This window comes from Acidimicrobiales bacterium (assembly GCA_035630295.1).
Taxonomy (GTDB): Bacteria; Actinomycetota; Acidimicrobiia; order Acidimicrobiales; family Iamiaceae; genus Iamia.
This window is the reverse complement of sequence record DASQKY010000051.1, coordinates 143,409-168,993: the sequence shown is the minus strand read 5'-3', so window position 1 is coordinate 168,993 and position 25,585 is coordinate 143,409. Positions and strand designations below refer to the sequence as shown.

Sequence of the window (25,585 nt, the reverse complement as noted above, 5' to 3'; positions counted from 1 at the left end):
CCACCCGGAGCGCCTCCCAGTCGACGTCGTTCAACGGGACCGCCGGAAGATCCGCCCGTCGGCGGCAGGCGGTCTCAGCCGTTGGGCGGAGAACACGAGCACTGCCAGCGTGGTCACGTGGGGCAGGAACGGGATCAGCTCGGTCGGGACGCTGTCACTCGTCCCGTACCAGACCCCGAATGCGGCGGCCACGACGGCCACGATCACCGCGCTGCGCCAGCGGCGTCCGAGCGCGGCATGGACGGCGATGACCCCGAACAGGAGCGCGGCCACCAGCAACATGGCGTGGGCCGTGGCGTCGACCTGGCTCTGCATGGCGTCCATGAACCCGAACAGCCCGGCGCCGAGCACGAGCCCGCCGACCAACCAGTTGCCGAAGATCATGGCGGCCAGGCCGATGTAGCCCCGCCCGTTGGTCTGGCCCGACTGGAACTTCTGGGCGAAGACGTAGACCAGCGACACGCCGCCCAGCCCGGCCAGGGCCCCCGAGATGGTGACGGCCACGAAACGGGTCAGGTAGACCCAGACGCCGAGCGAGGCCGCGGCCACCGGGTCCTCGCCCACGGCCCGCAGCCGCAGCCCGAACTTGGTCCGCCACAGGACGAAGGCGCTGGCCGGGAAGGCCAGGACGCCCACCACCACCACCAGCGACACCTCGGCGGTGAGGCCGATGACGATGCGGCCCAGCTCCGAGACGAAGAAGCGCTCCTGGTCGTCCAGGTAGGGGGCCAGCTCGATGATGGTCAGCGCCACCACCACGGCCAGCGCCCCGAGCAGGGCCGGGCGGGCCAGGTCGGCGGCCAGCCGGGCCACGCCGCCCCCGGAGCCCCGGCCGTCGCCGTCGCCGTCGCCGCCGTCGCCGTCGTCGCTGGCCCGGCCGGGGTGGAACCAGAGGGCGGCGGCCACCAGGCCGGCGGTGGACAGGGCCAGCCACGCCAGCAGGGAGCCGGAGGTCAGGTCGCCCCCAGCCACGCCCCCCACCACGTCGTTCAGGCCCGGGACCCGGATGCGGCCCACGTTCTCGGGGATGGTGGGCGACTGGTTGGTGGAGGCGAACGTCTCCAGGTTGAGGAACTGGGCGATGCCGGCCCCCAGGATGTTGACGGCCACGCCGGAGACGATGTGGTCGACGCCGAAGGCGATGGTGGCCACCGCGTGCAGGAGCCCGCCCAGGGCGCCCCCCAGGACGCCGGCCACCACCCCGGCCCAGGCCCCGAACTCGATGCAGCCCCAGGCCCCCATCCACGTGCCCAGGACCATCATGCCCTCGAGGCCGATGTTGACGACCCCGGCCCGCTCCGACCACAGGCCCCCGAGGCCGGCCAGGGCGATGGGCACGGTCAGCTGCAGGGCCGACTCCCAGGTGTTGGCCAGGGTCAGGCGCGACGTGTCGGTGAGCTGCTCGGCGGTGGTCAGCACCAGGATCAACAGGGCGCCGTAGAGCACGAAGCGCACCGACGGGGGGACGCGGCGCAACGGGTCGGCCCGTCCGGTGGCCGCCGGCTCGGCTGGTGGCGCGGTGAGGCCCGGGTCGACGACGGTCACGCCGTCGCCCCGGCCGGGTCGACCTGGCGGGCCAGGGCCGCGGTGTCGCGCCGGCGGGCCACCCGGACCACCACCGAGTAGGCCACCACCACCGACAGCACGATGATGCCCTGCATGATGGTGGTGATCTCCCGGGGCAGGTCGGCCCGCGACATCGGGGTGCGGGCCACGTCCATGAACGCCCACAGCAAGGCGCCCAGGGCGATGCCCACCGGGTGGTTGCGGCCCAGGAGGGCGATGGCGATGCCGGTGAAGCCGAGGCCGGCCAGGAAGCTCTCGTCGGTGTAGCGGTGGGGGGCGGCCCCGATGATGCTGGACAGGCCGACCAGGCCGGCGATGGCCCCGGAGATGGCCATGGCCACCACGGTCATGCGCCGGGCGTCGACGCCCGAGGCCCGGGCCGCGTGGGGGTTGGACCCCGAGGCCCGGAGGTCGAAGCCGAAGCGGCTGTGCCACACCAGCACCCAGTAGCCCACGCCCACCAGGGCGGCGATCACGACGAAGGCGTTGAGGTGGACGCCGCCGGGGAGGGCGCCGGGCACCAGGGCGTCGAGGTCGGGCAGGTGGCCGGAGGGGATCTCCCGGGTGCGGATGCCGAAGTCGACGGCGCCCTCCACCTCCTCCTCCCGGAACCAGCGGGTGAGGACGAAGGGGGTGATCCCGAGGGCGATGGCGTTGAGCATGATGGTGGAGATCACCTCGCTCACGCCCCGGTGGGCCCGGAGCACGCCGGCGATGCCGGCCCAGGCCCCGCCCACGGCCATGGCCACGGCCACGACGGCCAGGAGGCGCAGGGGGCCGGGCAGCGGGAGGGCGGCGCCGGCTGCGGCGGCGGTGACGCCGGCCAGGCGGTACTGGCCCTCGACCCCGATGTTGAACAGGTTCATCTTGAAGCCGACGGCCACGGCCACACCGGAGATGTAGTACGGCCCGGCCCGGTTGGCCGTCTTCACCAGCTCCCCGACCTGGGTGAGCTGGTCGGCCAGCAGGGCCAGGACGTCGACCGGGGAGTGGCCGGTGGCGCGCAGCACGGCGCTGGAGACGGACAGGGCCAGCACGATGGCCAGCAGCGGTGCGGCCAGGGTGAGGGCGACGCGCTGGGTCACGCCGGCCCCGGCCCGGCGGCGGTGGTGACGCCGGCCGGGCGGCCCGGGCCGTCGGTGGGCGAGGCCCCGGTCATGTGGCCCCCGAGGTCGTCGAGCGTGGTCGACGTCGGGTCGAGGCGGGCCACCACCCGGCCGCCGTACAGGACCACCAGGGTGTCGGACAGGCCGACCAGCTCGTCGAGGTCGGCCGAGATGAGCAGCACCGCCAGCCCCGCGGCCCGGGCCCGGCGCAGCTCCTCCCAGATGGCGGCCTGGGCCCCGACGTCCACCCCCCGGGTGGGGTGGGCGGCCACCAGCACGGCGGGGCCGGCGGTGAGCTCGCGCCCGGTGATGAGCTTCTGCTGGTTGCCGCCGGAGAGGGCGCCGGCCCGTACGTCGGGCCCGGGGGTGCGCACGCCGTAGGCCTCGATGATCTCGGCCGTGCGGCGCCGGGCCCCGGCCCGGTCGACGAACCGGCCCCGGGCGAACGGGGGCCGGGTCTGTTGGCCCAGGGCGGCGTTCTCCCACAGGGGGGCGTCGAGGAGGAGGCCGTCGCGGTGGCGGTCCTCGGGCACGCAGGCCACGCCCCGCTCCCGGCGCCGGCGGGTGGACCAGGCGGTGACGTCGTCGCCGCCGAGGTGCACCTGGCCGCCCTCCAGGTCGACCAGGCCCATGACGGCGGCGATGAGCTCGGTCTGGCCGTTGCCCTCGACCCCGGCCACGCCGACGATCTCGCCCCGGCGGACGTCCAGGTCGACGGTGTCGAGGGCCGGTCGGCCGCCGGGGCCGGCCACGGTGACGGCGCGCAGGGACAGCTCGACGGTGTCGGTGACGGTGGACTCCTGCGTCTCGGGGCTGGGCAGCTCGCGGCCCACCATCAGGTTGGCCAGCTCCCGGGCGGTGACCTCGGACGGGGCCACGGTGGCCACCGTGGTGCCGCCCCGCATGACGGTGATGGTGTCGGCCAGGGCCAGGACCTCGTCGAGCTTGTGGGAGATGAAGATGACGGTCAGGCCCTGGGCCGCCAGCTGCCGGAGGTTGGCGAACAGGTCGTCGACCTCCTGGGGGACGAGGACGGCGGTGGGCTCGTCGAGGATCAGCACCCGGGCGCCCCGGTGGAGGACCTTCAGGATCTCGACCCGCTGCCGGTCGCCCACGCCCAGGTCCTCGACCAGCGTGTCGGGGTCGACGGTGAGGCCGTAGGTGCGCCCCAGCTCCAGGATGCGGCGGCGGGCCGCGGCCCGGGCCAGGACCACCGGCAGGCGCGGCTCGGCCTTGAGCACCACGTTCTCGAGCACGGTGAGGTTGTCGGCCAGCATGAAGTGCTGGTGGACCATGCCGATGCCGGCCTTGATGGCGCTGCTGGGCCGGCGCAGGGCCACCGGCTGGCCGTCCACCGCGATGGTGCCCTCGTCGGGGCGTTGCATCCCGTACAGGATGTTCATGAGGGTCGACTTGCCGGCCCCGTTCTCGCCCACGATGGCGTGGATGGTGCCGGCCTCGACCCGCAGCGACACGTCCCGGTTGGCGACGACCCCCGGGAACCGCTTGGTGATGCCGGTCAGCTCGACAGCGGCGGCCGTCACGACCCGGGGGTGGTCGGCACCTCGATCGTCCCGTCGATGATGTCCTGCTTCAGGCCGTCGAGCTGGTCCTGGATGGCGTCGAGCTGGCCGCCGTCGAGGGCGTAGTCGATGCCCCCGCTCTCCAGGTCGAAGCTCTGGATCCCGCCGGCCAGGTCGCCGGCCACCAGCGACTCGATGGTGCTGTAGACGGCCTGGTCGACCCGCTTGAGCATCGAGGTGAGGATGCAGGGCTGGGTCTCCTCGGACACCTGCTGGTACTGGTCGGAGTCCACCCCGATGGCCAGCCGGTCCTCGGCCGTGGCCGATTGGAACAGGCCGACGCCGGAGCCGCCGGCGGCGTGGTAGATCACGTCGACGCCGTCGGCGTACATGCCATCGGCGATGGACTTGGCCGAGGCGGGGTCGCGGAAGCCGGTGTCGTCGGGCGGCTCGGAGATGTAGGTCACCTGCACCTCGGCCTCGGGGTCGACGTGGGCCACGCCGGCCTCGAACCCGGCCTGGAAGGTCTGGATCAGCTCGCCGTTCTGCCCCCCGATGAAGCCGATCTGCCCGGTCTCGCTGGTGAGGGCGGCGGCCGCCCCGACCAGGAACGAGCCCTGCTCGGCCGCGAACACCAGCGACGACACGTTCTCGGCCTCGATCACCGAGTCGACGATGGCGAAGTGCACCTCGGGGAACTCGGCGGCCAGCGGGGTCATGCTGTCGGTGAAGAGGAAGCCCACGCCGATGACCAGGTCGTAGCCGTCCTCGGCCAGGGAGCGGAGCAGCTCGCCCCGGTTGGAGCCGTCCTCGTTGGGCTCCAGCAGCTGGACCTCGACGCCGAGGTCCTCCTCGGCCTGCTCCAGGCCGGTGTTGGCGGCCTCGTTGAAGGAGTCGTCGTCGACGCCGCCGATGTCGAGCACCATGCCGACCCGCAGGCCGGACCCGTCGCCCGAGCCGCCGCCCACGGCCTCGGCCGAGGGCTCGTCGCCGGTCTGGCCCTGGCAGGTGGCAGCGGCCTCCTCACCTCCGCCTCCGTCCTCGGACCCCTGCTCGGTGTCGACCCCCTCGGGGTCGTCCTCGGTGCTGCAGGCGGCCAGCACCAGGCCGAGCACCGCGAGGAGGGACAAGAGGCGGAACCATCGGCGAGGGCGCACAGCGGTCTCCTTCTGTGGGGACCACCCTGGCGACCGGGGCCCGGTCGTCGCGGGCGGGGGGGATGCGGCCGCACCCTACCCCCCGGTCCGGGCCTCGGCTGGGGGAGGTGGCGACCCCCTTCCCCTCGGCGATAACAACCGTTATTATCGTCGGGTGGTCGTCGCTGCCGAGAGCCTCCCCGAACCGCCACCGGTGGCCGACCCCTCGCCCACCCTGGGCGATCGCCTGCTCGACGCGGCCGCTGCGGTGTTCGCCGAGCGGGGCTACGACCGGGCCGGGGTGGCCGAGATCGCCCGCCGGGCCGGCGTGACCACCGGCGCCATCTACAGCCGCTACGCCGGCAAGGCCGAGCTCCTGGTGGCCGCCCTCGACGCCCACACCACCGACGAGCTGGACTCGCTCTTCGCCGACCACCGTTTCCAGGGCCGGGCCGAGGACGTGCTGGCCATCGCCGGCAGCCACCTGGTGCAGCGCTCCTGCGACGGCGACCGCGACAGCGCCCTGCTGACCGAGGCCTTCATCGCGGCGCGCCGCGACCCCGCGGTGGCCGAGCTCATCCGGGGCCGGGTGGTCGAGCGCCGCGACCGCCTCCGGGCCGTCATCGAGGCGGCCAAGGCCACCGGCGGCATCGGCGCCGAGCTCGACACCGACGTGCTGGTGACCTTCTGCCACGCCCTGGGCTTCGGCTTCCTCCTGCTCGACGCGGTCGAGGTGCCCCTGCCCGAGGCCGGGCCCTGGGAGCAGCTCATCGCCCACCTCATCGCCGCCCTGGCCGTCCCCCCGTCCGTCGACCTGACCACCGACTCACCCCCAGCGACCTGATCGTCCCCCGAGGAGCACCTGACATGGCCACCACCGACACCCCTGACCGCGACGCCGAGATCCTCGGCCGCGACGACGTCGACGACCTGGAGGCCATCCTGTCGGTCTCCAACACCGACGTCGACGAGGCCATCCACGCCGTGCGGGACAACGCGGACGCCATCTTCACCTGGGACTACGAGAAGGGGGCCCGGCCCTCCCTCGAGAAGCTCTACGAGAAGGCCAAGAACTCCATGTGGAACGGCACCACGGACCTGCCGTGGGAGACGCCGGTCGACCAGGAGGAGTTCGCCCGCCGCATGATGGAGATGCGCATCTCCATGCGAGCCGACATGGGCATCGACCTCACCGGCACCGTGTTCGAGCGCTGGGGCGAGAAGGAGTGGATGGACCTCTCCATCCAGACCCAGAACTGGAGCCTCAGCCAGTTCATGCACGGCGAGCAGGGCGCCCTGCTGTGCACGGCCAAGATCGTCGAGACGGTCCCGTGGATCGACGCCAAGTACTACGCCGCCACCCAGGTCATGGACGAGGCCCGCCACGTCGAGGTCTTCGCCCGCTACCTGGACACCAAGCTCTCGGGCCACTACCCGATCAACGCCCACCTCAAGATGCTCCTAGACGACATCATCGAGGACAGCCGGTGGGACATGACCTACCTGGGCATGCAGGTCATGGTCGAGGGCCTGGCCCTGGCCGCCTTCGGCATGGCCTTCCAGACCACCCCCTGCCCCCTGCTCAAGCAGCTCCTCCGTTACGTCATGAGCGACGAGGCCCGCCACGTGGCCTTCGGCGTGCTCAGCCTGAAGGAGTACTACGCCGAGCTGACCGAGGCCGAGCTGCTGGAGCGCCAGGAGTTCGCCTTCGAGGCCGCGGTGCGCATGCGCGACCGGTTCCTCCAGCAAGAGGTGTGGGACCGCATGGGCGTCAGCACCAAGGACGCCCTCCAGGTCTTCAACGTGACCCCGGAGCAGAAGAACGAGGACCCGTTCCAGCAGCTCCTGTTCTCCAAGATCGTGCCCAACTGCAAGAAGCTGGGCCTGCTGGACGCCAACGACGGCTGGCTCCGCAAGCGCTTCGACACCCTGGGCGTGACCCAGTTCGAGAGCTGGGTCGACACCGGCGAGGAGTACGAGCTGCTGGACGAGGTCAGCAAGGACCGCGCCGCGGCCGAGGCTGAGACGGCCTAGGCCCCACCCGGGCGGGCCGGCTCAGCCCTGCTGGGCCCGACCTCGCTCGGTGATGGCCTGGCGGCGCCGAGCCACCTCGGCCGGGTCGAAGGCCCGGCCCTGCCACTCGGCCGCCACCCGGGCCTCCAGGGCCCAGGCCTCGCCGGCCGTGGTCTCGCTGCCCTCGGCGTAGGTGGCCAGCAGGCGGCTCACCGCCGCGGTGTCGTTGGAGGCCACGTCCCGGGCCAGGCCCTGGGCCGTGGCCAGCAGGTCGTCGTGGGCCACCACGTGGTTGACCAGGCCCCAGCGCAGGGCCGTGTCGGCGTCGACGAAGTTGCCGGTGGCGCTCATCTCCCGGGCCCGGCGCAGGCCCACCGCCTCGGGCAGGAGCACGCTCAGGCCCCACCCGGGCTGGATGCCGACCCGGGCATGGGTGTCGGCGAAGCGGGCCCGCTCCGAGGCCACCAGCCAGTCGCAGGCCAGGGCCAGCTCCAGCCCGCCGGTCACCGCCGCCCCGTTGACCGCCCCGATGAGGGGCTTGGTCCGGTGGGGGAGGGGGCCGCGCCGGGCCCGGGCCTCGGCGTCGGTGCCGCCCATGGCCCCGCTGGCCCGCAGGGGCCCGCCGTCGCCGCGGCCCACCTCCCGCAGGTCGAGCCCGGCGCAGAAGGCGGGGTCGGCGCCGGTCAGCACCAGGGCGGCCACCGCGGGGTCGGCGTCGAGGTCGGCCACCACCCGGGGCAGGGCCCGCAGCAGCTCGGTGGACAGGGCGTTGCGGGCCTCGGGTCGGTTGAGGGTGAGGGTGGCGACCCCGTCGGCCACCTCGACGATCACGACATCGGACATGGCCGGGGACCCTACGGCCCGCCGCTCAGCTGTGGGCGTCCTCGGGGGGGAGGTAGTCGAGCTTCAGGTCGCCCAGCCGGACCAGGGTGGAGGCGATCCAGCCGCCCATGGAGGCGAAGTGGGAGTCCAGCACCGACCCGTCGGCCAGCACCTCCTCCTCCAGGTCGTAGGACCCCTCGTAGGAGACCTCCACCGCGTACTCCTCGGCGGCCAGGTCGTCGTCGAACACCGTCTCCAGCGTGGGGCCGGAGCGTTGCAGGCGCTCGGCCCCGATGATCGATGACTCCTCGGGCAGGCTGGCCAGCACCTCGGCCACCCCCGGCGAGGTGGCCAGGCGCTGGACCCGCATCACGATCTCGATCTCGATGCGGGGCGGCTCGTCCAGCTCCTCGCCGATGTACCAGGAGCGGTAGGCGGTCTGGGCCCAGGTGGGCCAGTCGAGGGTGATGTCGGCCCGGGTGCGGGGGGGCACGCCCTCGCCCGGCAGCGAGTACGACGTCTCCCAGGTGAGGTCGCCGAGCAGGACATCGGCGTGGAACCGCTCCTCGAAGGCCTGGCGCTCCAGGAAGGCGGACTCCATGGCGTCGCGCAGGGCGCCGATGGCGTCGGTGAAGACGTGGTCGAGCATCAGGCTGACGGCGCGGCGGTGATCACCGCGGCGACCCTACCCGTGCCGGGCGGCCGGCGGGCCCGCCCGGGCCGGGACCTCAGCCGGGGATGGCGAAGGGCCCCTCGGGCTCCGAGTCGCTCGGCCCGGGGTCGCTCGGCCCGGAGTCGCTCGGGTCGGCATCGCTCGGGTCGGTGCTGCTCGGGTCGGCGTCGCTCGGGCCGGCGGGGGCGTCGCCGGCCCGGCCGTCGGCCGGGGGCGGGCCGCCGGCGGGCCCGGGGGGCCGGCGGGGGGCGGGGCTCATCAGGGCCAGGGGGATGGTCAGGCCGTGGGCACCCCGCCGCACGGTGGCGATGAAGCGGCCGGGCTGGACCGCCGGGCGGGTCGGGCCCAGGGCGTCGCCCAGGCAGGCCCGGGCCCGCTCGATGTCCAGGGCGGTGACGGCCAGCCCGAAGGCCCGCACCCCGGGGCGGGGCTGGGCCGGGCGGGCGCGGGGGGCCACCACCTCCAGCACCACCTGGCCCACCCGGAAGAAGGCCTGCCGGGCCTCGGTGCCGTCGGGCAGGACGTGGTCGCGCCACCGGCGGGGGGTGAGGCCCACGGTGGCGGCCGCGCCCACGGTGCGCTCCAGGTCGTCGGACAGGAGGACCAGGTGGTCCACGGCCACCGCCGAGCACGGGTGCTCGGCCGGCTGGGCCCGGCCCTGGTCGGTGGCCCGGGTCGGGAAGCCCTCGAGGTCGGTGGCCGCCCCCTCGGGCAGGCCCCGCAACGCCCAGCCGACCACGCCGGTGCCGGCCTCCCGGCCGATCAGCTCCAGGGTGACGTGGCCCAGCCGGCACGTCCCGCCCTCGTCCACCGCGAAGCCGGCCGCGGCCCAGGCCTCGGGCTCCTCGGCCAGGGTCAGGATCGCCACCTCGGGCGGGCTGGGGGAGGGGGCTTCGGGGGTGTCGCTCATGGTGCCGCCCGGCTCTGGTCGGAGGCCCGCGGTGGGGCCGGTGGGTGCGTCGGGCCATCCTCCCACCCCGGGCGCGACGGCCGCAGCGCCGGTGCGCCACCTCCCCCGGCGAGCCCGGCCGCCGCCGGGCGGCCTGGGCGCCTGCGGTACCGTGACCCCGACTGGCCGTGGCGCAGCTTGGTAGCGCACCTGCTTTGGGAGCAGGGGGTCGGGAGTTCGAATCTCCCCGGCCAGACCAGGACGTGATGCCTCAGACCCGGGCTCGCCGGCGGTGCTGGCCGCGCATGTCGCGCAACCTCCGTCGTGGTCTGATGGCAGGAGCTACGGCCAGCGCAAGGACGCAGTTGGGGGGTGAAGGGGTGTCGCGTGAGCGCTCAGGGATGTCCGCCGTCCCGTTCGCCTATGACACGCCCTCGCCCTGGGACGAGGACCCGTCGGACCTGTACCGGGCCCACGTGGGCGTGGTCATGCGCTACCTCGAGGCGGAGGTGGGCCACGACCTGGGCGAGGAGCTGACCGTCCAGACCTTCGTCGAGGCCTGGGCCCGCCGGCACACCTTCGAGCCCGAGGCCACCGCCTTCGACGCCTGGCTGCTCGACGTGGCCGCCCACGTGCTGCAGCGGCACCTCCGGCGGCGGCACCGACTGGCCCGCCGGGCCCGGGTGGCCGGCGGTCGCCCGGTCAGCGTGGCGCAGGCGTCGGCCTGGCTGACCTGGCGGCGGGGGACCGACCCGGGCCGCTGACCGGCAGCCACCTCGACCGACGCCACGGCGCCCTGCCAGACTGAACCCTCCACTTCGGGACTCGGCGGCCGATGGTGCGAGGGGCGGCGTTCACCCCCGCGCCCGCGGGCAGGAAGCAGAAGCATGAGCAAGCGCAGGACGAAGACGGCGGTGTCGATCGGCGCGGTGGCGTTGGCCATGGGCCTGGTGGCGGCGTGCGGGCCCACCCTGGGCCAACCGGCCGTGGGCCAGCGGCCCAACGCGCCCCGGGTGTTCGACAACTCCGACCCGGCCGTGCTGGTCCACGCCGGGGCCACCTACCTGTACGGCTCCACCAACAACATGCGCCTCCCGGTCCGCCCGATCTCCAGCTTCAACGGCACCCTCGGGCAGAGCCAGCTGGACTGGGCCACCAACCCCCGCGACGCCATGCCCGACCGGCCGGCGTGGGTCGACCCGACCGAGTGGGAGATCTGGGCCCCCTCGGTGACCCGGATCAACGGCGCCTTCGTCGTGTACTTCGCGGCCAAGCACCGGGCGGCGACCACCAACGAGAACAACGACCTGTGCATCGGGCGGGCCGACGCCACCTCGCCGCTGGGACCGTTCACGCCCTGGAGCACGCCGCTGTACTGCGGCCTCCCGGCGGAGGGGGCCATCGCCGGGCAGCCCGCCTCCAACCGGTGGGGCCGAGGGGCCCTGGACCCCGAGGTGGTGCGGGGCCACGACGGCAAGCTGCACCTCCTGGTGGCCCTGAGCCGCACCCGGGACAACATCGGCGTGGTCCGTCTCGACAGCGTCGGCCGGGTGGTGGGCGGGATCAACGCCACCCCGACGATCCTCGCCTCCCAGGGCCTGCCCTGGCACGACGGCACCGTCGACACCACGCTCCGGGGCCACGTCTTCCTCGAGAACCCGACCATGGCCTACGACCCGCAGACCAAGACCTACCTGCTCTTCTACTCGGCCGGGCAGTGGAACACCTCCAGCTACGTCACCGGCTTCGCCCGCTGCGCGGCCCCCACCGGCCCGTGCACCCTGGACACGCGGGGCCCGATGCTGATGGGCGGCAACGGCCGGAGCGGGCCCGGGGGGCTCACCGCCTTCCGCGACGCCACCGGCCTGCTGCGGGTGGCCTACGCCACGTGGACGGCGGGCCGCGAGGGCGAGGTGGGGCTCCTGGGCGAGTACACCCGCAAGACCCACTGGGGGCGGATCACCCTCGGCTCCACCTCCGATCCGGCGGCCCAGCGGGTCAGCCTGAGCTAGCTCGGCGTCGCCCCGGCGGGTGGCCCGGCAACTAGACCGCCCGGTCAAGTGCGCCCTACCGTGGACCCGACGCCGACGAGCCGAGGGGTTGCCGTGTACCAGTGGTCCGAGGAGCAGGAGATGGTGCGGGGCGCGGTGCGCCAGTTCATCGACAAGGAGATCCGCCCCCGGATCGACGAGTTCGAGCACGGGGACACCCCGCCGTACGACGTCCTCCGCAAGATGTTCCGCGACTTCGGCATGGACGTGGCCGCCCGCGACCGCTTCGCCAAGGGCATCGAGTTCGAGAAGGCGGTGGCCGCCGCCGTCGACGCCGGAGGGACGCCCCCCGAGAAGCCGACCCGCGAGGGCGACGGCGGCGCCTCCTCGCTGACCCTCATCCCCATCATCGAGCTGTGCCGGGTCTGCCCCGGCATGGTCACCGCCATGGGCGTGTCCATGGGCCTCACCTCGGCGGCCATCAACGCCAAGGGCACCATCGCCCAGAAGGAGCGCTGGGTCCCCGAGCTGCTGACCCTGGAGAAGGTCGGGGCCTGGGCCATCACCGAGCCCGGCTCCGGGTCCGACGCCTTCGGCTCAATGCGGGCCACGGCCAAGCGCGACGGCGACGAGTACGTCCTCAACGGCTCCAAGACGTTCATCACCAACGGCCCCTACGCAGACACCATCGTCTTCATCTGCAAGCTCGACGAGGGCAACGACCTCTCGCAGCGCAAGGTCCTGTCCTTCGTCCTCGACCGGGGCATGCCTGGCCTGGAGCAGTCCAAGCCCCTCCGCAAGATGGGCATGCACAGCTCGCCCACCGGGGAGCTGTTCCTGACCGACGTGCGGGTCGGGCGCGACCGGCTCATCGGCGAGACCGAGGAGGTGGCCAAGGGGGGCCGCGAGGGGGCCAAGGCCACCTTCCTCCAGGAGCGCTCCGGCGTGGCCGCCATGGCCCTCGGCATCATCCAGGAGTGCCTGGACCTCTCGGTCCAGTACGCCAAGGACCGGGTCCAGTTCGGCCAGCCCATCGGCGACTTCCAGCTCATCCAGGACAAGCTGGCCCGCATGGAGGTGGCCCGCCTCAACGTCGAGAACCTGGTGTTCCGCACCGTCGAGATGTCCGCCGCCGGCCGGACCATGACCCTGGCCGAGGCCTCGGCCATGAAGCTCTACTCGGCCCGGGCCGCCACCGAGGTGGCCCTGGAGGCCGTCCAGCTCTTCGGCGGCAACGGCTACATGAGCGAGTTCCGCGTCGAGCAGCTGGCCCGCGACGCCAAGGTCCTGCAGATCTACGGCGGCACCGACGAGATCCAGATCACCCACATCGCCAAGGATCTCCTTCGCCGCTGACCGGGGGCGGAGCGGTGCCGCCTCGATCTGGGCTGCGCCGAACCGTGTTGCTGGGTCGGCCTGCGGCCTCCGTGGCGGCACCGACGAGATCCAGATCACCCACATCGCCAAGGACCTTCTTTGCCGCTGACCGGGGGCGGAGCGGTGCCGCCTCGATCTCGGCTGGGTGGACGGGTGCTCCAGGCCAGGGCGCCGGTGGCCGCCACCAGGAGCAGGGGGACGACGAGGGCGGCCTGCAGGGTGACGGCGTGGGCCAGGCCGCCGATGATGCCGGGGCCGGCCAGGTACGAGCCGTAGCCGGCGGTGGTCACCACGGCGATGCCCCGCTCGCCGTGGGCCCGCCCGGCGGCGGCGAAGGCCAGCGGCACCGATGGGGCGATCCCCACCCCCACGACCCCCAGGAGCACGGGCACCGGCGCCGCCCACGGGCTGGCCAGCGCGGCCCCGAAGGCCACGGTGGCCACCACCACACCCACCCGGATCAGGCGGTCGGGCCCCCACCGGGCGGCCAGCCCGTCCCCGGCCATCCGGCCGACCAGGCCCCCGGCCGAGAAGCCGGTCACGGCCAGGGCACCGAGCACGGCCCCGCCGCCCAGGTCGTCGCGCACGAGGATGCCCGACCAGTCCAGCAGGGCCCCCTCGACCAGGAAGATGGCCCCGCCGATGGCGGCCAGCGCCGACAGCCGCCGAGTGGCGGCCCGTCGCCGGGGACCGCTGCCGTCGGCCGCCCCGTCGTGGAGGGCCTCGGCGATCACGGCGATGCGCCCGGCGGGCACGTGGGGCCCCGCCACCAGGGCGGTGACGGCCACGGTGCCGGCCACCAGGACCAGGTGCGGCCCCGTCCCCACCCCGGCCGCCACGGCCAGCGCCCCGGCCCCGGCCCCGACCAGGACGCCGCCGCTCCACCCGGCGTGGAGGCCGCTCAGGAGCGGCTCGTCGGACACCTCCTCGAGCTGCACACCGGCGCCGTTCACGGCCACGTCGATGACCCCGATGGCCAGGCCGACGGCGGTGAGGGAGGCGGCCAGCGTGGCCCACGAGCCGGCCAGCCCCGGCGGGACGAGGGTGGCGGCCATCAGCAGCCACCCCCCGGTGACCACCCGGCGGGCCCCCAGGCGCCGCACCAGGGCCCCGCCCAGCCACGACCCGGCCACCGCCCCGATCGAGAGGCCCAGGAGGGCGGCGCCCAGGGAGCCCTCGCTGAGGTCCAGGTCGGCCCGGACGTCGGGCACCCGGGCCCCCCACGTGCCCACGGCCAGCCCCATGGCGACGAAGGCGGCCAGCACGGCCCGGTGGGCCCGGCTCCCGCGCACCCGGGCAGCGGCGGGCGACGGCGGCGGCGAGGGCACCCCCCGACGCTACGTGGCCGGCCCGGCCCGGCCGGCGGTGTGCGTGGACGCCCCGCCGCCGGGAAGGGGTCCCGGTGCCGGCACGCCAGGTGCCGGTTGGATCCATCCCCCCAGGAGGACAGATGACCGACTCCGGCAGCGACCCCGACCTGACCGACGAGGCCACGCGGGCCGTCGACGAGGACGACGCCCGGGCCGCTCACGCCCCTGACCGGCCCCCCACCGAGGACGAGGAGGCGGCCGCGGCGGCGGCCGGCACCGAGGTCCCGGAGTCGGTGGCCGACGCCTACCAGGAGGCGGCCCAGACCGGCGCCCAGGTGGAGGGCGAGGGCCAGATCTAGCGCGTCCTGCCCTGTCGCGCACTCGGGCCCGGCCGCAGACCGCGGCCGGGCCCGAGCGCGCTGTGGCCACCCGCGACACGGGTCAGAAAACCCTGGTCAGGCGGGGTCCCGGAGGTTTTAGGGAACACAGGTTCGGTAGGATGGATGGCATGTCCGGTGACCGTCCCGAGGGGATGTGAGGTGTCTCTCGACGCGTCCGCGCTGTTGGCGGTGGTGCCGGGGGAGCTCTGTGACGAGGCGGTGCGGGGGCACGTGCGGGATCTGCATCGGCTGCGGGCGGTGTTGGATGCGGCGATCGTGGAGGCGACGGGGGTGTTGGGCGGGCGGATGGTGTGGGCTGGTGATGCGGCGCGTTCGGCGGGGGCGTGGTTGGCGGCGCGGGTGGATGTGATGCCTGGTGCGGCGCGGCACGAGGTGCGCCTGGCCCGGGAGCTGCGGGACGCGCCGCTGGTGGAGGTTGCGGCGCGTGAGGGGCGGTTGGGGCGGGTGAAGGTGGATGCGCTGATGGAGGTGCGCACCCCGGAGCTGGCTGGGGTGTTCGCGGAGCAGGAGGCGTACCTGGTGGAGGAGGTGGCCGCGTTGCGGGCTGATGAGGCGCGGCGGTTCTTGCAGTCGTGGCAGCAGTTCGCCCGTCTGGCCGTCGGCTCGATCGATCCGGACGGCCCGCCGCCGGATCCGGCGCCGCGGGTGGCGGTGAACCTGGCCCAGACCTTCCAGGGGCGCTACGTGCTCGACGGGGAGATGGATCCCGAGCACGGGGCCATCGTCGGTTCGGTGATCGATGCCGAGGTGGATGACATGTTCCGCACCGGGGTGTTCGGACCCGAGGATGGTCTGGCTCCGCCGGAGCGGCGTGGGCAGGCGTTGGTGCAGGTCTTGGTGCGCAAGGGTCGCGTGGGGATCAAGAACGGTGAGATCCGCCCCTCGATCGAGGTCATCGTGGACGAGCGCACCCTCCTCGACGCGCCCATCGAGGACGACACCGATCAGAAGTCCCGGGTGTGTGAGACCCGCGACGGCACCACCATCCCGGTCCCGACCATGCAGCGGTTGCTCTGCGAAGCAGTCCTGCACCGCGTCCTGGTCGGCGCCAAGGGTGAGGTCCTCGACCTCGGCTTCGATGTGCGTCTGGCCACCCGGGCCCAGAAGCGGGCGCTGGCCTTCGCGCATCGGGGTTGCCAGTTCCCCGGGTGCTCCGCCCCCGCGGACTGGTGCGAGGCCCACCACATCGAGCCCTACGACCCCAGCAAAGGGACCGGGCCGACCGATCTGGCCAACCTGTGCCTGCTGTGCCGGTTCCACCACCACCGCGTCCACGAAGGCCGCTTCCACCTCGCCCGCGGACCCGGCGACACCCTCGACGTCCACCGACCCGACGGCACCCCCATCGACCGATGTCGACCGAGACGACCGATCCGCCCTGCGCCGACCTGACGGGGTGTCAGATAGCCTCCCGGCGTCATGGACCTGCGCTTCAGCCCGGCGGACGAGGCGTTCCGGGCCGAGGCGCGGGGGTGGCTCACCGAGGCCCTGGCCGGGGAGTTCGCGGTGGTGCGGGGGCGGGGCGGGCCGGGGGACGAGCACGCCCTGGTCGAGGAGCGGTGGGCCTGGGAGCGGCACCTGGGGGCCCACGGGTGGACGGCGGTGGGCTGGCCGGCGGAGCACGGCGGTCGGGGGCTCGGCCTTCACCGGCAGGTGATCTGGTTCGAGGAGTACGCCCGGGCCCGGGGGCCCGGCCGGGTGGGCCACATCGGCGAGGGCCTGGTCGGCCCGACGGTGCTGCACTTCGGCACCGACGAGCAGCGCCGGCGCGTCCTCCCCGGCATCCGGTCCGGGACCGAGCTGTGGTGCCAGGGCTACTCCGAGCCCGACGCCGGCAGCGACCTGGCCAACGTCTCGACCCGGGCCGAGCGCGACGGCGACGGATGGGCGCTGCACGGCCAGAAGGTGTGGACGTCGCTGGCCCAGTGGGCCCAGTGGTGCGTCGTCCTGGCCCGCACCGACCGTCCCGGTGCCAAGCACGGCGCCGCCAAGCACGGCGTCACCAAGCACAAGGGTCTCACCTTCTTCCTGGTGCCCATGGACCAACCCGGCATCGAGGTCCGGCCCATCCGCCAGGTCACGGGCACGGCCGAGTTCAACGAGGTCTTCTTCGACGGGGCCCGGGCCGCCCACGCCGACGTGGTGGGGGAGGTCGGCGGCGGGTGGGCCGTGGCCATGGGCCTGCTGGCCTTCGAGCGGGGGGCCTCCACGCTGGGCCAGCAACTGGCCTTCCGCAACGAGCTCGACGCGGTGGTCGCCGACCTGCGGGCCTGCGGCCGCCTCGGCGAGCCGGTGCTGCGCCAGCGGGTGGCCCGGCTCCACGCCGAGTTGGAGATCATGCGGTGGACCACGCTCCGGGTGCTGTCGACGACGGCCGAGACGCCCCGCCAGGCCCTGGTCACCAAGCTGTACTGGGCCCGCTGGCACCGCGCCCTGGGCGAGCTGGCCGTCGATGCCGCCGGTCCGCGCGCCCTGCTGGGCCGGGAGGGCGCCGGCCCCGACGCCGGCGACCGGCTCACCGATGCCCAGCGCCTGTTCCTGTTCACCCGGGCCGACACCATCTACGGCGGGTCCAACCAGATCCAGCGCACCATCATCGGGGAGCGGGGCCTCGGCCTGCCCCGAGAGCCCCGGCCCCAGGAGGCACCATGACCACCGCCCCCGACTACGTCCCCGGCCACGGCCTGCTCCGGGACCGGGCGGTGGTCGTGACCGCCGCCGCCGGCACCGGCATCGGCTCGGCCGTGGCCCGTCGGGCCCTGGAGGAGGGGGCCCGGGTGCTCATCAGCGACGTGCACGAGCGCCGCCTGGCCGAGACGGCCGACCGCCTGGCCGAGGAGACGGGGTCCCGGCCGGCCACCGCCCGCTGCGACGTCACCGAGGAGGACGACGTGGCTTCGCTGTTCACGGCGGCCACCGACGAGCTGGGCGGTGTCGACGTGGTGGTCAACAACGCCGGCCTGGGGGGCACCGCGGAGCTGGTCGACATGACCGACGAGCAGTGGTCCACCGTGCTCGACGTCACCCTCACCGGCACGTTCCGCATGACCCGGGCCGCCCTCCGCCACCTGCGCGACGGCGGCCGGGGCGGGGTGGTGGTCAACAACGCCTCCGTCCTGGGGTGGAGGGCCCAGGCCGGCCAGGCCCACTACGCGGCGGCCAAGGCCGGGGTGATGGCCCTCACCCGCTGCGCCGCGGTGGAGGCGGCGCCGTGGGGGGTGCGGGTCAACGCGGTGGCGCCCAGCCTGGCCCTGCACCCTTTCCTGGCCAAGGTGACCAGCGAGGAGGTGCTGGCCGAGCTGACGGCCCGGGAGGTGTCGGGCCGGGCCGCCGAGCCGTGGGAGGTGGCCAACGTCATCGTCTTCCTGGCCAGCCCCTACTCGTCGTACATGACCGGCGAGGTGGTGGCCGTGTCCAGCCAGCACCCGTGACCCCGCCGCCGGCCGTCCTCGACGGGCTCGACGCGGTGCGGGCCGCGGTGGGTCGGGAGCTGGGCCCCACCGGCTGGCTGGAGGTCGGCCCCGGGCGGGTGGACCGCTTCCGGGCCGCCACCGGTGGCGGGCCGCACCAAGGCGAGGGGGCCCACGAGGTCCCGCCCCTGCTCTTGCTGGCCCTCACCAACCTGTTCCTCCCCGAGATGGTCGAGGTGCGGGGGGTGAGCAGCGGCATCAACGTGGGGACGGGGTCGGTGCGCTTCGGGGCCCCGGTGCCCGTCGGCTCTCGGGTGCGGGCCCGGGCCACGGTGGTCGACGCCGTCGAGGCGACCGGGGCGGTCCGGACCACCATCGGCATCACCGTGGAGGTCGAGGGGCGCCACGAGCCCGCCGTGGTGGTCGAGGCCCTCAGCCGCTGGCTGGCCTGACCGCGGGGCGGTCAGGCACGGAGCGGTCAGGCGCGGGCCGGGCCGGGGGAGCCGGCCGCGGCCGCGTCCCAGTCGATGGCCACCGACTGCGGCCCCTCGGGCCCCACCTTGACCGGCACCCGGGCCCCCGGGAAAACGAAGGGCAGGGCGGCCCGGGGCATGGGGTTGCCCACCTGCACCTGGTACGGGTCGCCCCCCATGGGCAGCACGGTGAGGGTGAAGAGGGCGACGTCGTGGCCCTCGTGGTTGCGGATGCCGAGCGGGGCGCTGGCCACGATCACCGCCTCGGCCGGCGCGCCCCGGGCCAGGATGGTGGCCGACCCGCCGTCGGCCGGGACGCCCAGGGTGACGACCGGCGGCTCCTCGCCGAAGACGACCGCCACCCGCGACGCGTCCTGGGGGTCGACCCGGACCGACACCGCGGCTCCGGCGCCGAGCTGGGGCAGCACCACCTCGTGGACCCGCTGCCGGCAGGCGGCCACGTAGGGCTGGCCCCCGTCCAGGAACACCTGGACGTGCAGGTCGCACACCCGGTACGAGTCGGCCCCGAAGGACACCTCGGCCCCGTTGAGCTGGACGCCGACGACCAGGCCCCGGCCCCGGAGGCCGTGGGTGGTGAGGGCGGGGTCGACCCCGCCGGTCACCCCCCTGAACGCATCGAAGAGCCCCATGGGCGCCGTCTCCCGTCTCTGTCGGCTGGTCCGGCCAGCCTGGGGGAGGGGCGGGGCCCTGTCGTGAGCGGTGACCGCGCAATCCCCCCGGGGCCCGGCCACACTGGGCCCATGGCCGACGCCCACCGGTGCCCGTTCTGTGAGCTGCTCTTCCCCAACCTGGTGGAGCTCCAGTCCCACATCGCCCTCGACCACCCGGACCGCCAGGTGCCCGAGCGCCGGTACTGATCTAGCTGTACTGACCTACCGGGCCAGCAGCACCGACGAGCCGTGGCCGAACAGGCCCTGGTTGGCGGTGATGCCGACCCGGGCCCCCTCCACCTGGCGGGCGCCGGCCTGGCCCCGGAGCTGCCAGGTCACCTCGCACACCTGGGCCAGGGCCTGGGCCGGGACGGCCTCGCCGAAGCAGGCCAGCCCCCCGGACGGGTTGACCGGGATGTGGCCGCCGATCTCGGTGGCGCCGTCCCGCAGCAGTCCCTCGGCCTGGCCCGGGCCGCACAGGCCGATGTCCTCGTACCAGTCGAGCTCCATGGCCGTGGACAGGTCGTAGACCTCGGCCAGGGACAGCTCCTCGGGCCCGATGCCGGCCTCCTGGTAGCAGGCCCCGGCGATGGAGGCCTTGAACGTGGTGGCCGGGGCGGGCACGGCCAGGGCCGAGTCGGCGGCGATGTCGGGCAGGTCGGGGACGACGTTGGGGTAGGTGGGCGTCACCGTGGACACGGCCCGGACCGTCACCGGGTCGGTGGCCAGGCGGCGGGCCGCGGCCTCCGAGGCCAGGACCACCGCCGCGGCCCCGTCGGAGGTGGCGCAGATCTCCAGCAGGCGCAGGGGGCTGGCCACCAGCGGGCTGGCCAGCACCTCCTCCACGGTGACCTCCGTGCGGTACCGGGCCTGCGGGTTGGCCACGCCGTGGCGGGCGTTCTTGACCTTGACCCGGGCGAAGTCCTCGTCGGTGGCGCCCCACAGCTCCATGCGGCGGCGGGCGTAGAGGCCGAAGTAGGCGGGGTTGGAGGCACCCAGGAGCCGGAAGCGGAGCCAGTCGGGGTCGTCGGGCCGGTCACCGGCGTTGGGGGCCAGGAACCCCTTCGGGGTGGTGTCGGCCCCCACCACCAGGGCCAGGTCCGAGAGGCCGGCCAGGATGCGGGTGCGGGCCGCCTCCAGGGCCACCGAGCCCGAGGCGCAGGCCGCGTAGCACGACGCCACCCGGCTGCCGGTCCAGCCCAGGGCCTGGGCGAAGGTGGCGCCCGAGACGTAGCCCGGGTAGCCGTTGCGCATGGTGTCGGCGCCGGCCACGAAGTCGATGTCGGACCACTCCACCCCGGCGTCGGCCAGGGCCCGGCGAGCGGCGGTGCGGCCGTACTCCACGAAGTTCCGGCCCCACTTCCCCCACGGGTGCATGCCGACGCCGAGCACGGCCACGGGCCGGGGGGTGGCGCTCACCGGCCGGGCCCGGTGACCGGCTGCCACTTCCACACCTGGTGGACGGCCTCGTCGTCGGTGAAGAGGGGGACGACGACCAGCTCGACCTCCTGGCCGACGTGGAGGTCCTCGACGGTGACGCCGGGGACGACCTGGCCCAGGACCACCAGGCGCTCGGCCTCCAGCTCCACGGCGGCGATGCAGAACGGCTCGTGTTCCGATCCGGGCACCACGTAGGGGGCCGGGGGCTGGTAGCGGGCGTCGGTGTAGCTCCAGATCCGGCCCCGCCGGGCCAGGGGGGTGGGTTCGAGGTCGTCGGAGGCGCAGGCCGGGTTGGGGCAGCCCAGGGCCGGGCGGGGGAAGGCCACGGTGCCGCAGGCCGGGCAGCGGTGGCCGACCAGGGCCGGCTCCGGGTCGGTGGTGAACCAGCCGTCGGCGCCGAGGGCCGGGACGGGGGCGGGGGCGGGCATGGCGGTCCTCCGAGAACCTGACGGATCGTCAGATCCGGACCCTACCGGGCGGGATCGGGGGCAGCCTGGGTACGGTGCCCCCATGTGCCGGAGGCCCGCGTGACCGGCGTCGACCCCGGCGGTGCCCTCGCCCCCCCGGTGGTGCCCGGCGTGACCGACCTGGTCGAGGTCGGCCGGGGCGGCTTCGGCGTCGTCTACCGGGCCCGCCAGCCCGAGCTGGGCCGCGACGTGGCCGTCAAGGTGCTGCTGGCCCCCGGCATGGACGAGCGGGCCGTCCACCGCTGGCGGCGGGAGGTCACGGCCATGGGCCGACTCTCCAACCACCCCAACATCGTCGGCGCCTTCTCGACCGGGGTCACCGCCACGGGCCACCCCTACCTGCTCATGCCCTACGCCGCCGGCGGCTCCCTGCACGAGCGGATCGCCCGGCACGGCCCCCTGGCCCCGGCCGAGGCGGCCCGGATCGGGGCCCGCCTGGCCGGGGCGCTGGCCGCGGCCCACGCCGCCGGGGTGCTCCACCGGGACGTGAAGCCGGCCAACGTGCTGTTCTCCGAGTACGGCGAGCCCCAGCTCAGCGACTTCGGCATCGCCCGCCTGGCCGACGCCGCCACCACCGCCACCGGGTCGGTGCAGGCCACCATCGGCTACGCCGCCCCCGAGATCCTCTCCGGCGGCCCGTCCACCCCGGCCGCCGACGTGTACGGCCTGGGGGCCACCCTCCACGCCGCCCTGTCCGGGCAGGCGCCCTTCGCCGGCCTCCCCGGCGAGCCGCTGGTGGGCCGGGTCGGCCGGGTGGTCACCCAGCCGCCGCCCGACCTCCGGCCCCTGGGCGTGCCCCCGGCCCTGGCCGAGCTGGTGGACCGCTGCCTGGCCAAGGACCCCGACGCCAGGCCGGCGTCGGCCGAGGAGCTGGGCGTGGCCCTGGAGGCCCTGGCCGCCGGCCCGCCGCCCGACGACGGTGCCCCCACCCGGCCCCTGGCCCCCCCACCGGACGCGCCGCCGGAGGCACCGGCCGGCCGCCGGGGCGTCCTGGCCGTCGCCGTGGTGGCCCTGCTGCTGGTCCTGGCCGGGGCCGGCTGGCTGCTCACCCGCGACGACGGGGAGGGCCGGGCCGGGCCGGCGGCGGCCACGGTGGCCGGCACCACCGAGGGCGCCCCCGCCAGCCCCCCCGGCACCGAGGCCCCGGAGGGCACGGCGGCCCCGGGATCCACCGAGCCCCGGGCCGAGCTGTCGGTGCCCGAGGGGACCGAACCTCCGGGATCCGACCCGGAGCCCGACCCCGGGGCCACCGCCCCGGCCGGCGAGGCCGCCTACCGCGACGCCGTCGACCGCTACTACCAGTTGGTGCGGGCCGGGGACCTCGAGGCGTCGTGGAGCCGCCTGTCGCCGCGCTTCCAGGCCGAGCAGACCTACGAGGGCTACGTCGCCTACTGGACCGAGACCATCGCCTCGGTCGAGGTCCGGGGCCGGCCCCGGATCGAGGCCGACGCCGCCCGGGCCGAGCTGACCCTGCGCTACGTGCGCACCGACGGGGTGCGCACCACCGAGACGGTGACCCTGACCTTCGTGCCCGGCTCCGAGGGCGGCCCGCCCCTCATCGACGACTACGTGGTCCAGAGCAGCGAGTAGCGGTTACGTGCCGTCGGCCACGCAGGGGCCGCCCCCGCACACGTCGACGACCGGGCCGTCGGGCTGGAGGAAGGCGCTGATCTGGTCGCGGGCGTCGGGGTCGGAGCGGGGGTCGCCGTGGGGGTCCTCACCGGCGCGGTTGGGCTGGTTGGCCACGGGCGGTGCCGGGGTGCCGCTGTCCCAGTACACGATGGCCGACCCGGCGTAGGGGTAGGCGCCGATGCGGTCGATGTCCCACAGGGGGGCGACGTCCGGCAGGCGGCCGGGGGCCAACGGCGGGTCGTTGGTGGCCGCCCCGTAGGTCCGGGCCATGACCTCGGCCGCGTACTGGGTGACCTGGTGGTCGCCGAAGGCCACCTGGAGCAGCACCTCGTGGGTGGGGGTGCCGGGCAGGGGATCGGCGGTCATGTGGTTGGCGTAGCCGTTGGCCTCGCCCCGGTCCCACAGCATCTGGATCACCGAGATCATGAGGATGCGGTCCAGGGCGCTGGGGTACTCGGGGGCCAGGAAGGTGAAGAACAGGTCGAAGTCGACGCTGCGCTCCAGCAGGGTGCTGTAGTTCATGCCCGGCACGCCCAGCACCCCGCGGGTGATGTCGGGGCTGGTGGCCACCAGGGCCCCGCCCATGATCCCGCCCTGGCTCAGGCCGTAGTAGGTGAGGTCGCCGCCGTCGATGGCCGGTGCCCCCCCGGGGCGCTGGAAGGCGGGGTGGGTGACCAGGCCGTCGGGCAGGGTCATGAGCCGGCCCAGGACCATGAAGTTGAGGAAGCCCTGCTGCATCCGGTCCGCCATCTCCGGGAACTGCGACAGGTCGGACAGGATCTCCAGCACGTTGCCGATGTCCGAGTCGGACATGCCCGCCCAGTCGGTGCCGCAGAACACCATGTTGTGCTCCCGGGCCAGGGGCCGGACCGACCCCGAGTTGGCCTGGCTGCCGTTGCCCAGCAGGCCGTGGCCGTAGAGCCCGGCCCGGGCCGGCGTGGTGCGGGCCGAGTCGGGCACGGTGCACACGAAGGGGGCGGTGACGGTGCCCCGGGGCTCGGGCAGGTGGTCGGGGCCCAGGCGCAGGCGGCTGCCCGGGGCGCCGGTGCCGGTCAGGTACAGCGGCACCTGGAAGGTGCCCTCGACCCGGGTGGTCTGGTCGCCGCCCTGTGCCACCGCGGTCACGGTGAAGTCGGGGGCCACCTGGCCGGCGGGGCCACCCAGGGTCTCGTCGCGCATGTGGACGATGCGCTCGGCCAGGTTGCGGGTGCTGGCCACGGTGAAGGTCCAGGCCAGGTGGAGGGTGGAGCGGTCCAGGCCGGCCTCGACCACGGCGTCGATGGCCGCCTCGGTGGGCTCCCGCTGCTCGTTGACCCGGCGGCTGCCGCTGGGCAACTGGTCGCGGAACACCCGGAACCCCGCCGGGGCGGTGACGGCCGCCCCCGAGGCGGTCCGCACGGGGCCGATGCCCACCGCGTAGGTGTGGCCGTCGAGGAGGTTGCGGGCGGGCCGGACGACCAGGGCGCGCTGGGGACCGGCCGGGGCGTTGCTGTCCAGCTCGGCCCAGTAGGGCCAGCGCTGGCCGGTGTCGAGGTCGACCAGCACCAGGGGGGCGTCGGGGTCCAGCGACGCCCCGATGTCGGTGAGGGGGGCCAGGCCCGACTGCCCCGGGTCGATGCCGCGGCTGGAGACCATGATGGCCGAGCCCGGGCTGAACCCGTCCTGGCGGTTCCACTCGGAGGGGTCGAAGGCGGGCCCGCCCACCGGCGCGGGCACCCAGGGCGACTTGAGGACCACCCGGCGGCCGGTGTCGGTCGACGGGTCGGGGACGGTCATCTGGTCGTTGGGGAAGGGCAGGAGGCAGTGGCCGGCGTCGAGCAGGCTGCAGCCCATGGACCACGCCTCGGCGCTGTCGAGCAGGTACCGCAACAGGTCGAGGAGCCCGGTGCCCCGCACCATGCGGGCCACCCAGTAGTCGCGGCCCGGCACGTCGGTGGTGCGCCCCAGGACCTGGTCGTAGGCGGCGGCCACCACCGTGCGGAGCCGGTCGGTCGAGAGCACGAAGCCCCGGGCCACGGTGGACCGGGACGCCCCGGCCTCCAGGCGCCCCACCCAGTAGGCGGCGCCGGCCGGCTCGGCCGGCCGGTCCAGGACCCGCTCGTAGAGGGCGGCCACGAAGCCCTCGGGGGTCCCCCCGCCGGGGCCCTCGGAGAACTCGGCGGTGGAGAGCAGGCGCACCAGGACCCCCTCCAGGGAGGTGGCCCCGGTGCGGAGGGCCTCGGCGTCGGTCCCGATGTCGGTGGGGCCGGGGGTGATGCCCACGTCCTCGTAGAGGGCCCGGAGCTGGCGCCGCAGCGACTCGGGCGAGAGGACCAGCAGCTTGGCGAAGGTGGCCCGGCTGGTCCCGCCGTCGAGGCGGCCACCCCAGTAGGCCAGGCCGGGCTCGTCGATGCCCCGGCCCAGCACCGAGGCGTAGGCGTCGCGGACGTAGCGCTCCGAGCCCGGGCGGGCCGGCGTGCCGGGGGCACCGAACCCGGGCCCGGGGGCCCCGGCGGCGGCGGGTACGACGGAGGCGGGCACCGGGGAGGTGGGCCCGGCGGGGGCGGGCGCCGGGGCCACGCCCAGGCCGGCCAGGACGGCCAGCAGGGAGGCGGCGACGGCGAGGCGCCGGTGGGCGCCGGGCCGTCCCGGGGCACGGGGGGCCGGGGGGGTGGGGGACATGCGCAGCTCCTCCTGCCGGGCTGT

23 protein-coding genes and 1 tRNA gene are annotated in these 25,585 nt (G+C 74.8%); 12 read left to right on the top strand and 12 right to left on the bottom strand.

Going from position 1 to position 25,585, the window contains the following annotated elements; genetic code table 11:
- Positions 1–30 precede the first annotated feature (30 nt).
- The 4 genes from VEW93_14885 to VEW93_14870 are packed head-to-tail and all read right to left on the bottom strand — an operon-like array spanning position 31 to position 5,325.
- Positions 31–1,545 (bottom strand): ABC transporter permease, encoded by a 1,515-nt coding sequence (locus VEW93_14885; protein HYI63075.1) that lies wholly within the window; start codon positions 1,543–1,545, stop codon positions 31–33.
- The gene (locus tag VEW93_14880) at positions 1,542–2,651 is read right to left on the bottom strand and encodes an ABC transporter permease (GenBank protein ID HYI63074.1); all 1,110 of its coding nucleotides are present in this window, start codon (positions 2,649–2,651) and stop codon (positions 1,542–1,544) included. Before VEW93_14880 ends, VEW93_14885 begins: the two co-directional genes overlap by 4 nt.
- The gene (locus tag VEW93_14875; protein ID HYI63073.1) at positions 2,648–4,216 is read right to left on the bottom strand and encodes an ABC transporter ATP-binding protein; all 1,569 of its coding nucleotides are present in this window, start codon (positions 4,214–4,216) and stop codon (positions 2,648–2,650) included. The genes VEW93_14880 and VEW93_14875 overlap by 4 nt, the downstream gene beginning before the upstream one ends.
- Positions 4,213–5,325 carry a BMP family ABC transporter substrate-binding protein gene (locus VEW93_14870; protein ID HYI63072.1) on the bottom strand — a complete coding sequence of 371 codons (1,113 nt, stop codon included), beginning with the start codon at positions 5,323–5,325 and terminating at the stop codon, positions 4,213–4,215. Before VEW93_14870 ends, VEW93_14875 begins: the two co-directional genes overlap by 4 nt.
- A gap of 181 nt (positions 5,326–5,506) precedes the next feature.
- Here VEW93_14870 and VEW93_14865 point away from each other — a divergent pair, with 181 nt between their 5' ends.
- Together VEW93_14865 and VEW93_14860 are read left to right on the top strand one after the other, a co-directional pair.
- Positions 5,507–6,175, top strand: a complete 669-nt coding sequence (locus VEW93_14865) for a helix-turn-helix domain-containing protein (protein HYI63071.1) — start codon at positions 5,507–5,509, stop codon at positions 6,173–6,175.
- A gap of 23 nt (positions 6,176–6,198) precedes the next feature.
- Positions 6,199–7,365 (top strand): ferritin-like domain-containing protein, encoded by a 1,167-nt coding sequence (locus VEW93_14860; GenBank protein HYI63070.1) that lies wholly within the window; start codon positions 6,199–6,201, stop codon positions 7,363–7,365.
- 21 nt (positions 7,366–7,386) lie between these two features.
- On the opposite strand, the gene VEW93_14855 is transcribed toward VEW93_14860, so the two are convergent.
- The 3 genes from VEW93_14855 to VEW93_14845 form a co-directional block, all read right to left on the bottom strand.
- Positions 7,387–8,187 (bottom strand): enoyl-CoA hydratase, encoded by an 801-nt coding sequence (locus VEW93_14855; protein HYI63069.1) that lies wholly within the window; start codon positions 8,185–8,187, stop codon positions 7,387–7,389.
- 25 nt (positions 8,188–8,212) lie between these two features.
- On the bottom strand, positions 8,213–8,815 hold the full coding sequence (locus tag VEW93_14850) for a hypothetical protein (protein ID HYI63068.1): 603 nt from the start codon (positions 8,813–8,815) through the stop codon (positions 8,213–8,215).
- Positions 8,816–8,894: 79 nt separating this feature from the next.
- Complete coding sequence (locus VEW93_14845) at positions 8,895–9,749, bottom strand: hypothetical protein (protein ID HYI63067.1); 855 nt, start codon at positions 9,747–9,749, stop codon at positions 8,895–8,897.
- Between the two features lie 161 nt (positions 9,750–9,910).
- Here VEW93_14845 and VEW93_14840 point away from each other — a divergent pair.
- From VEW93_14840 to VEW93_14825, 4 genes are all read left to right on the top strand, one after another.
- A tRNA-Pro gene (locus VEW93_14840) sits at positions 9,911–9,987 on the top strand.
- A gap of 142 nt (positions 9,988–10,129) precedes the next feature.
- Positions 10,130–10,492, top strand: a complete 363-nt coding sequence (locus VEW93_14835) for a sigma factor (GenBank protein HYI63066.1) — start codon at positions 10,130–10,132, stop codon at positions 10,490–10,492.
- Positions 10,493–10,615: 123 nt separating this feature from the next.
- A complete protein-coding gene (locus VEW93_14830) occupies positions 10,616–11,740 on the top strand; it encodes a family 43 glycosylhydrolase (GenBank protein HYI63065.1) in 1,125 nt (374 codons plus the stop codon).
- A gap of 93 nt (positions 11,741–11,833) precedes the next feature.
- On the top strand, positions 11,834–13,075 hold the full coding sequence (locus tag VEW93_14825) for an acyl-CoA dehydrogenase family protein (protein ID HYI63064.1): 1,242 nt from the start codon (positions 11,834–11,836) through the stop codon (positions 13,073–13,075).
- Positions 13,076–13,170: 95 nt separating this feature from the next.
- On the opposite strand, the gene VEW93_14820 is transcribed toward VEW93_14825, so the two are convergent.
- Positions 13,171–14,424 (bottom strand): MFS transporter, encoded by a 1,254-nt coding sequence (locus VEW93_14820; protein ID HYI63063.1) that lies wholly within the window; start codon positions 14,422–14,424, stop codon positions 13,171–13,173.
- 122 nt (positions 14,425–14,546) lie between these two features.
- Here VEW93_14820 and VEW93_14815 point away from each other — a divergent pair, with 122 nt between their 5' ends.
- The 5 genes from VEW93_14815 to VEW93_14795 all read left to right on the top strand — a co-directional run bounded on the left by VEW93_14815 (position 14,547) and on the right by VEW93_14795 (position 18,669).
- Positions 14,547–14,765 carry a hypothetical protein gene (locus VEW93_14815; GenBank protein ID HYI63062.1) on the top strand — a complete coding sequence of 73 codons (219 nt, stop codon included), beginning with the start codon at positions 14,547–14,549 and terminating at the stop codon, positions 14,763–14,765.
- Between the two features lie 180 nt (positions 14,766–14,945).
- Complete coding sequence (locus VEW93_14810; protein ID HYI63061.1) at positions 14,946–16,199, top strand: DUF222 domain-containing protein; 1,254 nt, start codon at positions 14,946–14,948, stop codon at positions 16,197–16,199.
- Between the two features lie 27 nt (positions 16,200–16,226).
- Positions 16,227–17,459, top strand: coding sequence for an acyl-CoA dehydrogenase family protein (locus tag VEW93_14805; protein ID HYI63060.1), 1,233 nt, complete (start codon positions 16,227–16,229; stop codon positions 17,457–17,459).
- The gene (locus VEW93_14800) at positions 17,456–18,238 is read left to right on the top strand and encodes an SDR family oxidoreductase (protein HYI63059.1); all 783 of its coding nucleotides are present in this window, start codon (positions 17,456–17,458) and stop codon (positions 18,236–18,238) included. Before VEW93_14805 ends, VEW93_14800 begins: the two co-directional genes overlap by 4 nt.
- Positions 18,235–18,669, top strand: coding sequence for a hypothetical protein (locus VEW93_14795; GenBank protein ID HYI63058.1), 435 nt, complete (start codon positions 18,235–18,237; stop codon positions 18,667–18,669). The genes VEW93_14800 and VEW93_14795 overlap by 4 nt, the downstream gene beginning before the upstream one ends.
- 26 nt (positions 18,670–18,695) lie before the next feature.
- Here the strand turns inward: VEW93_14795 and VEW93_14790 are convergent, their stop codons facing one another.
- The 3 genes from VEW93_14790 to VEW93_14780 all read right to left on the bottom strand — a co-directional run bounded on the left by VEW93_14790 (position 18,696) and on the right by VEW93_14780 (position 21,229).
- On the bottom strand, positions 18,696–19,313 hold the full coding sequence (locus VEW93_14790; GenBank protein ID HYI63057.1) for a hypothetical protein: 618 nt from the start codon (positions 19,311–19,313) through the stop codon (positions 18,696–18,698).
- 270 nt (positions 19,314–19,583) lie between these two features.
- Positions 19,584–20,780: a lipid-transfer protein gene (locus tag VEW93_14785; GenBank protein HYI63056.1), complete on the bottom strand. Its 1,197-nt coding sequence runs from the start codon at positions 20,778–20,780 to the stop codon at positions 19,584–19,586.
- Entirely contained in the window at positions 20,777–21,229 is a 453-nt protein-coding gene (locus tag VEW93_14780) for an OB-fold domain-containing protein (protein HYI63055.1), read from the bottom strand. The genes VEW93_14785 and VEW93_14780 overlap by 4 nt, the downstream gene beginning before the upstream one ends.
- Before the next feature lie 84 nt (positions 21,230–21,313).
- Between VEW93_14780 and VEW93_14775 the strand changes: the two genes are divergently transcribed.
- Positions 21,314–22,858 carry a protein kinase gene (locus VEW93_14775; GenBank protein ID HYI63054.1) on the top strand — a complete coding sequence of 515 codons (1,545 nt, stop codon included), beginning with the start codon at positions 21,314–21,316 and terminating at the stop codon, positions 22,856–22,858.
- A 3-nt stretch (positions 22,859–22,861) separates the two neighbouring features.
- On the opposite strand, the gene VEW93_14770 is transcribed toward VEW93_14775, so the two are convergent.
- Positions 22,862–25,561, bottom strand: a complete 2,700-nt coding sequence (locus tag VEW93_14770) for a DUF4214 domain-containing protein (protein ID HYI63053.1) — start codon at positions 25,559–25,561, stop codon at positions 22,862–22,864.
- Positions 25,562–25,585: the final 24 nt, after the last annotated feature.